This is a genomic window from Vibrio sp. M260118 (assembly GCF_036533755.1).
In the GTDB taxonomy this organism is placed as follows: domain Bacteria; phylum Pseudomonadota; class Gammaproteobacteria; order Enterobacterales; family Vibrionaceae; genus Vibrio.
On sequence record NZ_JATABG010000102.1, the window covers coordinates 1 to 12,432 of the forward strand.

At 46.1% G+C, this 12,432-nt stretch carries 12 protein-coding genes; 4 read left to right on the forward strand and 8 right to left on the reverse strand.

Annotated elements, in window-relative coordinates:
• Positions 1-333: 333 nt before the first annotated feature.
• The 7 genes from QTO00_RS08335 to QTO00_RS08365 form a co-directional block, all read right to left on the reverse strand.
• Complete coding sequence (locus QTO00_RS08335) at positions 334-1,341, reverse strand: substrate-binding domain-containing protein (protein WP_331424231.1); 1,008 nt, start codon at positions 1,339-1,341, stop codon at positions 334-336.
• A 77-nt stretch (positions 1,342-1,418) separates the two neighbouring features.
• Positions 1,419-2,057, reverse strand: coding sequence for a bifunctional 4-hydroxy-2-oxoglutarate aldolase/2-dehydro-3-deoxy-phosphogluconate aldolase (locus QTO00_RS08340; RefSeq protein WP_331424232.1), 639 nt, complete (start codon positions 2,055-2,057; stop codon positions 1,419-1,421).
• A gap of 51 nt (positions 2,058-2,108) precedes the next feature.
• The gene (gene edd / locus QTO00_RS08345; protein ID WP_331424234.1) at positions 2,109-3,908 is read right to left on the reverse strand and encodes a phosphogluconate dehydratase; all 1,800 of its coding nucleotides are present in this window, start codon (positions 3,906-3,908) and stop codon (positions 2,109-2,111) included.
• A gap of 40 nt (positions 3,909-3,948) precedes the next feature.
• Entirely contained in the window at positions 3,949-4,431 is a 483-nt protein-coding gene (locus tag QTO00_RS08350; RefSeq protein ID WP_038203959.1) for a gluconokinase, read from the reverse strand.
• A 33-nt stretch (positions 4,432-4,464) separates the two neighbouring features.
• On the reverse strand, positions 4,465-5,742 hold the full coding sequence (locus QTO00_RS08355) for a TRAP transporter large permease (RefSeq protein ID WP_331424246.1): 1,278 nt from the start codon (positions 5,740-5,742) through the stop codon (positions 4,465-4,467).
• 151 nt (positions 5,743-5,893) lie between these two features.
• Entirely contained in the window at positions 5,894-6,439 is a 546-nt protein-coding gene (locus QTO00_RS08360) for a TRAP transporter small permease subunit (RefSeq protein ID WP_331424237.1), read from the reverse strand.
• Between the two features lie 53 nt (positions 6,440-6,492).
• Complete coding sequence (locus QTO00_RS08365; protein WP_038203955.1) at positions 6,493-7,509, reverse strand: TRAP transporter substrate-binding protein; 1,017 nt, start codon at positions 7,507-7,509, stop codon at positions 6,493-6,495.
• A 354-nt stretch (positions 7,510-7,863) separates the two neighbouring features.
• Between QTO00_RS08365 and QTO00_RS08370 the strand changes: the two genes are divergently transcribed.
• From QTO00_RS08370 to QTO00_RS08385, 4 genes are all read left to right on the forward strand, one after another.
• Positions 7,864-9,456 (forward strand): phosphoethanolamine transferase, encoded by a 1,593-nt coding sequence (locus QTO00_RS08370; RefSeq protein WP_331424248.1) that lies wholly within the window; start codon positions 7,864-7,866, stop codon positions 9,454-9,456.
• 24 nt (positions 9,457-9,480) lie between these two features.
• Positions 9,481-9,855 carry a diacylglycerol kinase gene (locus tag QTO00_RS08375; protein WP_331424239.1) on the forward strand — a complete coding sequence of 125 codons (375 nt, stop codon included), beginning with the start codon at positions 9,481-9,483 and terminating at the stop codon, positions 9,853-9,855.
• A gap of 266 nt (positions 9,856-10,121) precedes the next feature.
• Positions 10,122-10,676 carry a response regulator transcription factor gene (locus QTO00_RS08380; RefSeq protein ID WP_331424240.1) on the forward strand — a complete coding sequence of 185 codons (555 nt, stop codon included), beginning with the start codon at positions 10,122-10,124 and terminating at the stop codon, positions 10,674-10,676.
• On the forward strand, positions 10,676-11,941 hold the full coding sequence (locus QTO00_RS08385) for a sensor histidine kinase (RefSeq protein ID WP_331424242.1): 1,266 nt from the start codon (positions 10,676-10,678) through the stop codon (positions 11,939-11,941). Before QTO00_RS08380 ends, QTO00_RS08385 begins: the two co-directional genes overlap by 1 nt.
• A gap of 25 nt (positions 11,942-11,966) precedes the next feature.
• On the opposite strand, the gene QTO00_RS08390 is transcribed toward QTO00_RS08385, so the two are convergent.
• Positions 11,967-12,432: GGDEF domain-containing protein (locus QTO00_RS08390; RefSeq protein WP_331424244.1), on the reverse strand; the 466-nt coding region annotated here is incomplete at its 5' end.

The window sequence follows — 12,432 nt, forward strand, 5'->3', positions numbered from 1 at the left end:
CCCGACAAGTTAGGCATGCTTGAGAAGTAACTAAAAAAACGCTGCTGCGCGACATCATGTCCGTAAAATGCAGAGACTTTCCAGCGATTATCAACATCATAACTCAGCTGAGTCTGTGCGGTGAGTATCTCTTCACCTTGGCAGCGATACGACGAAACACGAGACGCGATGACATTAAACTTCGGCTATCGCTTCTAACTTCACGCTTTGTGCGCCTGGCTTAGCCCCTACTGAGCTGGGCGCCCTCCTGTTTCGATTGGGCAGTTAATACAGAGAATTATCTTAGTAAGATGATAGCCCGAACCCAATGGGTAATCGAGCCAAGGTCACAAACTAGAGGGTCTCGCCAAAGTAAAACTGAGTGTCGAGATCAATACATCGTTGCTCGATTTTGGCTAAAGGGTCGGTAATTCGCTGCATAAGATGCTCAGCAGCAATTTTGCCTATCTCTTCTCGGGGGGTTATCACGGTAGCGAGTGTCGGTTTGATCACCGTTGATATGTTGTGGCCGTGAAACCCGACGATAGAGATGTGCTTTGGCACATCCACATTCTGCCGTTGACACTCATACAGCGCACCAATCGCGATGTCGTCGTTGGTGCAAATAATGCCGTCCACCTCAGGATACTCGGCTAACATGTTTTTCATCAGCGTGGCGCCAAGGGTGTAAGACGACGACTCCATGGTGGTGATCACCAGCGGTTTTAGGCCTTGTCCTGCCATGGCCTGTTCGTAGCCTTGGATTTTTTGTTTGGTACGCTCATCCATTCGTGCTGCCAGATAAGCAATCCGCTTACGCCCTCTATTGATAAGCGCTTTGGTGGCGTTTTCGCTGGCTTTGATATTGTCAAAACCGACCGCTTGCTGAAGTGGCGGTGACACCGAGTCCATGATCTCGACTATCGGAATACCAGATGCATTGAGAATCTTCTTCGAGCGCTCGGTGTGATAGCTCTCTGACAAAATGATGCCATCGACATTGTAACCAAGTAGCGTCTCAATACGTTTTTCTTCAACATGTTTACCGTAACCATAGTGAGCAATCATCGCCTGATAGCCGTTGGGCTCGATCACACCCTCAATGCCACGTAGCACCTCATCAAATACTTGGTTGGTCAAGGACGGAAGCAGCACACCAATGGAATAGCTTTTCGCTTTAGAGAGGATGTCTGGGGCGCGATTCGGCACGTAGCCAAGCTCTTTGACTACTTCGTCAATTTTTACACCTACTGCTGCTGAGACCTTGCTCGGATCTCTAAGGAAGCGGCTTACTGTCATCTTAGTGACACCAACGCGATCAGCGATGTCTTGTAGGGTCGGTCTCTGTTTTTTCTGAATCATAGGGCATCAAAATGAGATTAGGGACAGGCTGCAGCCATTTACTGCTAAGTAAAGCCTCAAACGAAGTATGGTTTGGATTACTTCGACGCTGCGGCAATGGCTTCTTTGGTCAATTGAGTAATACGAGCCCAGTCTTTGTTTGCAATCGCATCCGCTGGGATCATCCAAGTCCCGCCTACAGTTTTGACACAAGAAAGCGCTTGGTATTGCGCCATGTTTTCCGCATTCACACCTCCCGTCGGACAGAAGCTGACTTGAGGAAGCGGCGCTGAAATCGCTTTTAACGCCTTGGCACCGCCATTGGCCTCTGCAGGGAAGAATTTGAGGTGGTCATAACCCAAATCCATCGCTTCCATGATCTCTGTTGGTGTTGAAACACCCGGAATCAAGGTCACAGACTGGCTGGCTGCATGTTTGAGCAGACGCGCAGGAGCTCCTGGCGAGATAACAAACTTAGCGCCAGCTTCAACAACCGCATCATACTGTTCTGGGGTCAAAACCGTGCCTGCCCCAACCATGGACTCAGGCATCGCTTGGGCAATAGCGCGAATCGACTCGATCGCCGCATCGGTGCGCAAGGTGATTTCAAAAACGTTTATCCCGCCTTCCGCTAGTGCTTTAGCCAGCGGAATGGCATCTTCGACATGCTCGATAACCATCACGGGTACGATAGGCGAAGTCGCAAATACTTGCTTTGGAGAGTATGACCAATTCATTTTAAATCCTGATTCAACAATTGTTTCAGTTAGTTATAAAGGCAAAGCCCGCTAAAATACAGTGGCGCCCTGCTCTGCGCTAGAAATTGCGTGACGAAAAACACTAAACAGCTCTCTGCCACTGCCAATATGACTTTGTTCGAGTTGAGGCTCGACAGGTGCTCTGTGCTCGATAGCTTCCAGCACATTGACTTGACCTGTTAGCCCATCCACTTCAATCATGTCGCCATCTTTCACTTTGGCGAGCAGCCCACCGCGAGCGGCTTCTGGTGTCATATGGATAACAGCAGGCACCTTGCCGGATGCTCCGGACAATCGACCATCGGTGAGCAGCGCGACGTTTAATCCTTGCTTCATAAGGTTGCCCATGATGGGCATCAGCTTATGCAGCTCAGGCATACCGTTTGCTGCAGGCCCATTAAAGCGCACCACAATGACACCATCTTGGATCAATAAACCTTGCTTGTAGGCGGCTTCAACATCGTGCTGAGAATCAAACACCATAGCCGGCGCAACGACTCTTTGATGCGCCTTGGCAACGGCGCTGACTTTCATTACCCCGCGTCCCAAATTACCACTTAGCACTTTAAGCCCCCCGACGTCACTAAAACTCTGACCTGGCAAGGCAAGCACTTGGCTATCGATACTCGGCTTGGCCGCAGTAAACTGAAGCTCTCCTTGAGTATCTAAGTAAGGCGTGGTGAGATAATCTTCCATGCACCCATAAACAGGGTTCGCATCCATAAAAATCAGACCGCGCTGGTTCAAACCGGCCAATAGTGTAGGAACGCCGCCAGCCTTTTGAAATGCGTTAATATCAGCATCACCATTGGGATACATTTTCACCAGCAATGGCACAACCTGAGAAAGCTTATCCAAGTCATCCCATGTTACTAACCAGCCTGCCGCTTTCGCCACCGCAACTAAATGAATGGTGTGGTTGGTGCTGCCCCCTGACGCAAGTAACGCCACCAAACCGTTGATCACCGATTTCTCATCCAGCACCACTCCGAGGGCTTTGTGACTGCGCGAATGAGCACTGATAGAAGCAATATATTGAGCGGTCTTCTCAGTGAGTTTATCGCGCAACGGATCATTGGGTGATATGAAAGCCGAGCCTGGAAGCATCAATCCCATTGCCTCGAACACCAATTGATTAGTATTGGCGGTGCCAAAGAAGGTGCAAGTGCCCGCGGAATGGTACGCTTTGCACTCGACAGCGAGTAGCGCCGCTTTGTCGGCTTTTCCTGCCACGTAATTTTGCCGTGTCGCCACCTTTTCATCATTGCTGATGCCAGTAGCCATTGGCCCTGACGGAGCAAATGCGGTCGGTAAATGACCAAACGCCAGCGCCCCCATCAGTTGTCCTGGGGCAATTTTGTCACACACTCCGAGTAGCAGAGTGCCATCAAAGGTATTATGGCTGAGTGAAAGTGCGGTTGACTGCGCAATCAAGTCACGAGAGAACAGTGACAGTTCCATCCCTTGATAACCTTGGGTAATACCATCACACATCGCAGGCACGCCCCCTGCCACTTGAGCCGTGTTACCCAATTCGGCTAGCGCCCGTTTTATCCGTTCTGGATAGTCGCGGTATGGCTGATGCGCACTCACCATATCGTTGTATGCCGTCACGATGGCGAGATTGCTTTTGGTGAAATCGAGAATAGACAGCTTTTCTTGCTCTGTCGCCGCCGCAACCGTATGAGCCAAGTTACCACAAGCTAGCCCAGCACGAGTTTTCCCTTGTTTGGCTGAACGCTCAAGCTTGTCCAAATAGATCTTACGACTGGTTGTGCTTCGCTGAGTGATGTTGTGTGCCACTTCGGCAATGACGCTGTTAATCTTCATGATAAGTTACCGATGGGCAGTTTACGCCGCCCATTTTCTGTCAAATCCTAGACAGGATGTCTTGAGTAATTTCTTCAGGGGTTTGCTTTATATCGATGTGCATGGCCTCGCTTTCTGAAGGCTCGACCAAGGTGTCAAACTGGCTCTCTAACATAGCAACGCCTTTGAAATAGTGTCCTTGTCGCGCTTTGTGCCTTGACCATATGGTCTCGAAATCTCCTTTCAGATAGCAAAAACGCAATTCTTCACAGCCATTGCGTAAAATGGCTCGATATTCGGGTTTCAGTGCGGAGCATGCCACCACCAGCTCGTCCTCTGTCTTTAACAGCTCATTAAGCCGCAATAACCAAGACTCACGATCCTCATCCGTTAGTGGGATGCCACTTTGCATTTTCTGCACACTAGCTGGTGAGTGATAATCATCGCCATCAAAAAACGGAATGTTTAGCGCCTTAGCAAGTGACTCACCGATTGATGACTTCCCGCACCCGGAAACGCCCATAACGATGTACTTCTTTTTCATACTTATTATCTCTATCAACGCTGTCGAACCCACTTACTTCCACCACAGAGCAAGCTCTGGGAAAATAATCACCAAGGCCAAAACCGAAACCTGCAACCCAATGAACGGAAGTAGCGAGCTGAAGATCTCACCTAGGCTGATATCCTTTGGCGCAACTGATTTTAAATAGAAGGCCGCAGGGCCAAAAGGTGGTGACAAGAAAGCCACTTGCATGTTCAAGCAGAACACCACGCCGAACCAAATTGGGTCCATACCTAAACTGGTAATAATCGGAACGAAGATAGGCATAGTAAGCAGTGCGACCCCAACCCAATCAAGGAACATACCGAGCACAAATAGAATCACCATCATGATCAGCAGGGTTGTCATCGCATTCCCGCCACTGAGTGCCAGAATGGTCTGCTCAACAAAGTTGATACCGCCCATGAGGTTGTAAACACCCACCAGTGCTGACGCGCCGATACCAATCCACATAATCATGCCGCAAGTACGCATGGTCGCGATGGTAGACTCTTTGACCATATTCCAGCTGAGTTCACCGCGAATAGCTGCGCTCACTGCGATACCAACAACGCCAAGTGCTGAAGCTTCAGTGACCGATGCGACGCCGGTGTAAATACTGCCCAGGACAGTCGCAACCGACAGCAACGGAAAGAACAGCGCTTTGAGATAACTTGGGTGCTCTTTGGCATCTTCCTCTAACTCTTCAGCAGACGGTAACGGCGCCAAGCTCGGGTTTAACTTACAACGAATCAGTACGTAAGCGATGTAAAACAGCGCTAGAATGAACGCAGGTAAAAACGAAGCTTTAAATAGATCACCAATGGAAACCGATGCGGAAAGACCATAAATGATCAGTACGATACTCGGCGGCAACATGGTTCCAAGTGCGCCCCCCGCACAAGTGGTACCAATCGCCAATTTGCGGTTATAGCCAAGACGAAGCATTTGCGGCAGCGCCAGAATGCCCAGCAATACAGTTTCTCCACCAATTACTCCCGACATCGAAGCGAGGATGACGGCGACAATTAGAGTTTGAACTGCGACACCACCGCGGACTTTACGTCCAACACTCTTCATCGCATCGAACAGATCTCTTGCGATTCCTGAGCGATCAAGTAACGCTGCCATTAACACAAACATAGGCACAGCGAGAAACACATAGCCGTTAACGAAGCTATAGATTCGGCTGGTGATCAATGGAAGCGCATCAACCCCGAACCAGCCAAGGGTGAAAACGAGCGCCACAAGGCCCGTTACGAAAGCGAGCTGCATACCGGTTAGCAACAAGCCGATCATCAAAGCAAGCATCAGTAAGCTGCCGTATGCGATGCCAATCGAAGAGAGCTCACCTGCGATCACATAGGTGGCTAACCAAGCTAAAGCGGCTAAGACAACGGCCCCACCAGCAAAGAAGACGATACGTAGACGGTTATCTGATTCGGCTTTAGCAGAAGATAAATTAAGCATTATTCTCTTCCTTTAGTTGTTTGACTTCACTAATCAGATGCAGAACAAACTGAATAAACATCAAGCTAACGGTTAAAAGGATTAATCCCTTAAGCAATGCAGGAAAAGCTGGATCCCAAGCGGTTCCTGAAGTCTCTAACCTGAGTTCTCCCCAAGGCGCAAACCATGAGCTGTTGACCATTTGCCACGCCGCATAGATGAGTAGACCACTAAATAGCAATCCCGCTAAATGGTGAAAAATATTGAGGTAATGTTTGGTTCGCTGCGAAACCGAATCATAGATAAGTACCACTCGTACGTGCTTATCGGTCGCAAGCGCGTACGCACCACCAATCACAAATAGCGAGCCGCCGATAAACGAAGCCGTTTCGTGAACCCAGATGGTTGGTGCGTCAAAAACGTAGCGGCTCACAACTTCGTAAAATGAAATGATGACAGTGAAAGCAAACAGTAAGCTAAGTATCTCGCTCACCTTAGTAATGGCTTTGTCTAAGATGTTGCTGGGCATTTCAGCCACTTTTGTGTCTGAGTTTTTCATAGTGCTGTTCCAGAATGAAGGGAGGCGAGAATCACCTCCCTAAACGGTGTGGCTTATAGCAGACCTGCACCTTTTAGATAGGTCGTAATCGAGTCATACACTTTTTGCGCGTTTGGCGAACGCTGAGCATATTTTTCCCACTCACCCATCGCGATTTGACGGAATTTCTTACGCTCTTCTTGCGACCAGTCATGAATCGTAATGTCTGGGTTTGCCTGCGCCTCTTTCACTGCTGCTTGATCAGCAATACGCAATTGTGTGGTGATGTCTTGCGCAAAATCACGCACTGATACTGTCATGATCTCTTGTAGATCGGCTGGCAGTTTGTCCCATTTTTTCTGGCTCATTGAAATATCAATGGTAGGTAACGAGTGGAAACCTGGCTGAACCGGGTGCATCGCAATATCATTCATGCCAGCACTGTGGTTGGTCGAGAAAACCGTGTAGTCAGCCGCATCAATCACGCCCTTGCTCAGGCCAGTGAAAACCTCAGAGCCCGGTAAGTTAACAGGTGTCGCGCCGGCAGCAGCAAACACTTGCTGAACAAGACCTTCTGGTGCTCGAAGTTTTAACCCTTTAAGGTCATCGACACCATTAAGTGGCACCTTAGAAACGAACGATTCAACACCTGTGGTCGAGCCACCGATATACTTGACACCGTAAGGGGCATATAGCTCAGTCATCAGCTCATAACCACCGCCGTAGTTGATGTACTCAAGCAGTTGTCGTGTATCAGACCAAGCACCAACCATGTTACCGATCAGACCGAACGCAGGATCTTTGCCTGAGAAATAGCCAGTCGCAGTAATGTGGCCGTCGAGGACGCCCATTTTGATTGCGTCGAGTGTTTCAGTGTGTTTAACCACCGCTCCGACTGGAAGTAAGTCGATTTCAATCCGACCGGCAGACATTTTTTCTACAGTCTCCGCCCACTCTTTTTGTACTTGATAGTTTTTATCTCCAGATGGATCACTCGACTGAAACTTGAAGTTGAAATCAGCCGCAAGTGCAGACGTGGATAGTAGAGTGGTAGCGACAGCGATAGATAGGGTTTTGAGGGTATTGTTCATGAGTAGATCCTTTGCTCTCTTTTATTTTTAGTCATATGTTACCGGAAACAATAATAATGTTATCGGTAACATTGGGTAACATCTAAGAGACGGATCACAATCGAGCAAAAAACGGGCAAGCGAGTAATTTAGTATAATGAGGCTAGATACGTGATGCTCTGCGAGAATCAAACCTGCGTAACAAATCACTGCACCCTAAGTACCACTCGCCTTCACCTTGACACCTTTCCATCGACATTTTTTTCACATTGCTGCTGCGATACTGGCCATCAACCAATACCAATAAACTAACTATTAGGCCTATCGTTGATGACAAGTTTAAAAATTCTGCCTTCTCGTCGAATTCCAATGAGTATGACTACCCTCATTGTGTTGTGTGCTGTGTATTTTGGTACGGTGATGAATTACCCCGTTCTCAACACAATTTTTCAGCTCAGTGCTGATGTTTCCAACCCATTTTTCGCCTACACGGCGCCAATACTACTCACTTGTGCATTCACCATCATTTTTTCACTCTTTGCATGGCCTTACTTCTTTAAGCCATTCATGTTTTTCGTTGTGCTCACTTCAGCCGCCGCCTTGTATGCCGAGATAAACTTCCAAACACTGTTTGATTACACGATGATGGAGAGTGTTTTTGAAACCAACTCATCGGAAGTTTCTTTTTATTTCAACATGACTACGATGCTCTATTTATTGGGCTTCGGGGTTCTACCTTGTGTTTTTTTAGCGTTTGTTCGCATCACCCCTCATAGCACGCGAATGAAAGCTGTAGTGTCACGAGTGAGTCTTGTTTTTGTTGCCATTGTGGGAATCGGTCTGATTGCAGAGACGTGTTACAAAGACTATGCGTCTGTTGGTCGCAACAACCACTATTTAAATAAAATGATCATTCCGGCACACATTTACAATGGCGCAAAATATTTAAAGAAAACGTATTTTGAAACCAAACTGGAATATCAAAGTATTGGTACCGATGCTCAAATGGCGGCTGCACCTAATGGCAAGCCCACTCTCATGGTTATCGTTTTAGGCGAAACCGCCCGTGCGATGAACTTCGCTTATAATGGCTATGAACGTGACACGAACCCTTATACCAAAGAGATGGGATTAATTGCATTTCAAGATGTGTCTTCATGCGGTACATATACCGCACTCTCTGTACCGTGCATGTTCTCTAACATGACTAGAGATTCCTATGACAAACCTCGTGCTGCAGCCCAAGATAATGCCCTGGATGTCCTTCAACACGCTGGCGTCGATATATTGTGGATAGATAACGATGGTGGCGACAAAGGCGTTGCTAAGAACCTGACATACAACACGATTAACGCTTCATTAAAAAATCAGGACTGCAACGGTTCAACCTGCTTTGATGTCGCTATGCTAAAAGATGCCAAAACCTTTATTAGCAACGGCTCTCACAACAAATTACTCGTGTTACATACGATTGGAAGCCATGGCCCAACATACTGGCAACGATATCCGGACGCACACGCGCCATTCCAACCTGCATGCAACAGAAGCGATATAGAAAACTGTGATGACAATCAGATCGTTAACGTATACGACAATACTCTGGTTTACACCGACTATGTGCTGGCACAGGTTATCGAAGAATTAAAAAGCGTATCCAGTGACTACAATGTCATGATGACATACATTTCAGATCATGGTGAATCGTTAGGTGAGAGCGGCCTTTATCTTCATGGCACACCGTATCCAATTGCACCAATAGAGCAGACTCATGTTCCTTGGTTGATGTGGATGCCAGAGCAATACGCTGAGCAAAAAGGTATTAACAAGAAGTGTTTGGAGACGAAAGCACAAAACAGTAGCCTATCGCACGACAACTTATTTCATAGCTTACTGGGTTTATATGGCGTTGATACGAAAGCCCACGATCCAGAATTGGATATAACGCAAAACTGTCAGTCTATCTCTTAGCAATCATTCAAGAGTGTTTATAAAATGCAACAAAAAGTAATCATAAAGCGCACGGGTGTTCATCGTATCTTTTATACCTTCATTCATAGTTTTAATGGGTTTAAGTGGATCTGTAAAAATGAGACCGCTTTTCAACAAGAGCTGATGTTATTCATACCACTGACAGTATTCGCATTCTGGCTGAATTTACCAATAGTTCACACCCTAATGGTGATGCTGAGTATGGTGTTTGTTTTATTTGCGGAAATGGTCAACACCGCAATCGAGGCAGTCGTAGATAGAGTAAGTTTGGACTATCACGAGTTATCTGGCGTGGCTAAAAACATTGGCTCTGCTATCGTTCTCCTTAGCATGGTCTGCTCGCTTACAGTTTGGGGGACAGTATTGTATCTGCGATGAAAAAGTCCTCTGCCTAAATACTGGTATTCGAACCGTCATTTTATTAGAAATAACAGTGCCGGGTTAATTTATTCAGCGCTGTTGTTTGACATCACCTATCATCGTACCCCATTGTTCATTTCTGCTAGCCATGTTTCATTACACGAAAGCTGGTCAAGTTATTGTATAGCTCTAGATAACAGACATATCTCAAGGCGGTATTGATGGCTGGCTTGTGTAGCGCTCAAATTGGTGTGGTATAAAAAATAAGTAATGTAAGCGTGAAGATGAAAAAAATATTATTGGTTGAAGACAATCGGGAAATTGTCGGCATTTTATTTGATTACTTCGAAAGCGAAGGAGTCGTCAGAGAAGCCGGAAACGTCACTCCCATTCTTATGCTTACTGCACTTGATAACCGAGAAGATATGCTAAGTGGATTTAAGTATGGTGCCGATGAGTATGTAACCAAGCCTTTTGATCTTGAAATACTAGAAGCTCGTCTGCTTGCGCTGATAAAACGTTATCGAAGAAATGTTACCGATACTTGGCTTGAATTTGGCAGCTTGCGCATAGATCAAAAAACACATCAGGCGTACCGTGATGGAATCCGATTAACTTTAAACCCAACCACTTACGCCATCTTAGAACTGCTTTGTCAACGTGCCCCTGACGTGGTGGCAAGAGATGAAGTTATTAATATGCTTTGGCAAGACAACGAACCAGATACTGACATATTACGTAGCCACATCTACAACCTTCGTAACCAGTTAGATAAGCCATTCTCGTCTCCTATGCTAGTTACCGTGCACAAGATAGGCTTTCGTCTGGAGAATCTATAATGCGCAAAATCAGTTTATCCAGCGCTCGAACGCTAACCAGCCAATTAGCCATATTCTTCACCTCAGTCGCACTCATTATGGGCTTGGCGAGCTATATCATCTTCTATGCGGCCTTACACTGGTCAGAAGACAAGGTGGGAGAGCGACGAATTGAAATCGACAAGAATGAAGCCATACAGCGTTTTATGAATGGAGAAAGTGGAGAGATTGCCATTGATGTCTTGACTCACGCCTATGATGATATCAACTTAATTCCAGTTAGCTACCATCATTATTTAAAAGATAAGGATGAATTCGTAGGTGAAGTAGGTATTGGAACCGAATCACGAATGCTCTATTTAGGCCATTACATGAAAGATGGTGTCAAGAAACCGGTAATTTTGCTATCTGATATTAATCAGATAGAGTTCGGTCCATACGAAACCGTGTTTGCTAGCGTCATTGTCATTACCAGTATTGCCGGACTACTGATTATCTTTGGTACGCTATTGTCTCGTTTGTCTAGGCACCTCATTGCACCTCTGTATCATTTAACAAACCAGTTGACCGAACAAAGTGGTAACTCTGCCCATATATTTGATATCCCAGCCGGGGGAGCACAGGAATTCCAAATATTAGCCAACCAACTTAATACCGACAGACGAGAAATTCATAGTTTAATAAAGCGTGAACAAGCCTTTGCCCGCTATGCCAGTCATGAGCTAAGAACGCCGTTAACGATTGTAAAAGGAGCAAACAAACTCTTAGAACGCGATGGTTCAACTGAATTCCAAAAACGTCAGATCTTAAGGATTAATGAAGCGACCAGCCAAATGAGCACCATGGTAGACGCTCTTTTAGGGCTAGTGCGATATGAACGTAGTCAAGATGACGCTGTGATCAGAGAAGTCAGCCAGACAGAATTTCAAACCATCATTGACAACAATAGCTCACAAGCCATTGAAAAAAACCTTGAGATTGAACTACTTTTCCATAGTTCCCCTCACTTAAAAGCTGCACCAGCGGTCCTTAATATGGTGGTAGGTAATTTAATAAGAAATGCCATCGCGGCATCAGAACAAGGAAAAGTAGAACTTAACGTCTCTACTGAATCAATAACAGTAAAGGACAACGGACCAGGCCTTAACAACTCTCCCAATAATAACGGACATGGTTTAGGTTTATTGATCGTAGAAGATCTCTGTCATCGATACGGTTGGGAATTTTCAATAAAAAATCGAAAATCTATAGGGTGTATCGCGACCATTACTGTAAATACAGCGTAACTAAAGCAGTATCTAGCGCTTAGATTCATTCGTTGGCAGATCTATTCGCTTTAACTGAAACAAGCTTTTTATCCTCTTTACTCTTTTCCTTTCTTTTATCAAGATACATATTCTTGTCGGCTTTAGATAACGTAGATTCGATGGAAATGTAGTCATTCGGTCCGGTTTGACATATACCTATGCTTAAAGAGATATCATTTCTAATTGAATGCAGTTGTTTCCAAAGCCTGGGGACGTAATTAGAATGCGCGTCCTTCTCACCGCAGCTTGGCATGACAATAGCAAATTCGTCACCTCCCACACGAAAACACAAATCAACAGCGCGGGATATCCCACGAATACTATCTGCTACAGCAACCAACACGCTATCACCATCCTCATGACCATTGACATCATTGAAATGTTTAAAATCATCGACATCGATATAGACAATAGTTAATGGCTCATTTCGACTCTTAGTTTCTACAAACACGGGGTCAACTAACTCTTCA

What these genes read in the sequence shown, in the direction of transcription:
- QTO00_RS08335 (WP_331424231.1), bottom strand. Translation starts at nt 1,341, where the DNA reads ATGATTCAGAAAAAACAGAGACCGACCCTACAAGACATCGCTGATCGC.
- QTO00_RS08340 (WP_331424232.1), bottom strand. Translation starts at nt 2,057, where the DNA reads ATGAATTGGTCATACTCTCCAAAGCAAGTATTTGCGACTTCGCCTATC.
- edd (WP_331424234.1), bottom strand. Translation starts at nt 3,908, where the DNA reads ATGAAGATTAACAGCGTCATTGCCGAAGTGGCACACAACATCACTCAG.
- QTO00_RS08350 (WP_038203959.1), bottom strand. Translation starts at nt 4,431, where the DNA reads ATGAAAAAGAAGTACATCGTTATGGGCGTTTCCGGGTGCGGGAAGTCA.
- QTO00_RS08355 (WP_331424246.1), bottom strand. Translation starts at nt 5,742, where the DNA reads ATGCTTGCTTTGATGATCGGCTTGTTGCTAACCGGTATGCAGCTCGCT.
- QTO00_RS08360 (WP_331424237.1), bottom strand. Translation starts at nt 6,439, where the DNA reads ATGAAAAACTCAGACACAAAAGTGGCTGAAATGCCCAGCAACATCTTA.
- QTO00_RS08365 (WP_038203955.1), bottom strand. Translation starts at nt 7,509, where the DNA reads ATGAACAATACCCTCAAAACCCTATCTATCGCTGTCGCTACCACTCTA.
- QTO00_RS08370 (WP_331424248.1), top strand. Translation starts at nt 7,864, where the DNA reads ATGACTACCCTCATTGTGTTGTGTGCTGTGTATTTTGGTACGGTGATG.
- QTO00_RS08375 (WP_331424239.1), top strand. Translation starts at nt 9,481, where the DNA reads ATGCAACAAAAAGTAATCATAAAGCGCACGGGTGTTCATCGTATCTTT.
- QTO00_RS08380 (WP_331424240.1), top strand. Translation starts at nt 10,122, where the DNA reads ATGAAAAAAATATTATTGGTTGAAGACAATCGGGAAATTGTCGGCATT.
- QTO00_RS08385 (WP_331424242.1), top strand. Translation starts at nt 10,676, where the DNA reads ATGCGCAAAATCAGTTTATCCAGCGCTCGAACGCTAACCAGCCAATTA.